General features: G+C 34.6%; 1 protein-coding gene. It reads left to right on the top strand.

Annotation, left to right across the window (positions count from 1 at the left end; translation table 11 throughout):
• Positions 1-82 precede the first annotated feature (82 nt).
• A partial coding sequence (locus tag OM075_RS25715) for a hypothetical protein (RefSeq protein ID WP_301193405.1) occupies positions 83-413 on the top strand: 331 nt, incomplete at its 3' end.

Here is a 413-nt window from a genome sequence, read left to right as displayed (position 1 = left end):
GACAGATGTATGGTAGAGCGAGCTTTGAGATGCTCCGACGAAAGGTTTTGTTATCTCAATATGGATGATTAATTCCCCAAAATTGACGAAGAACCATTTTATCACTCTTTTCGATGAGATTATAAAACAAGGGTACAAAATGGAGGATATAAAAGTCCTTACGAACAAAGTCCTGAATATATTCCATGTTCCTATACGTGATTTTGTAAGAGTTGAACCCAAAGCGGATTCATTCCTAGATGTATTAGAACAGAATAATCATGAAATGGAGGTTCTTTTAGATAAAATCCGCCCTTTTTTCAAGAAATTTGTGAAGGAAACCGACAATACTGACCTGCATAAAAAACTTATAGAACAGTTTACTCAACTCGAAGTATTTGCAAAGCATTATACAATAAAGGAGAATGTGCTAT

Source organism: Plebeiibacterium sediminum (assembly GCF_026013605.1).
Classification (GTDB): Bacteria; Bacteroidota; Bacteroidia; order Bacteroidales; family Marinilabiliaceae; genus Saccharicrinis; species Saccharicrinis sediminus.
The sequence above is the reverse complement of the archived record's forward strand: the minus strand, read 5'-3'. Positions and strand labels throughout refer to the sequence as shown.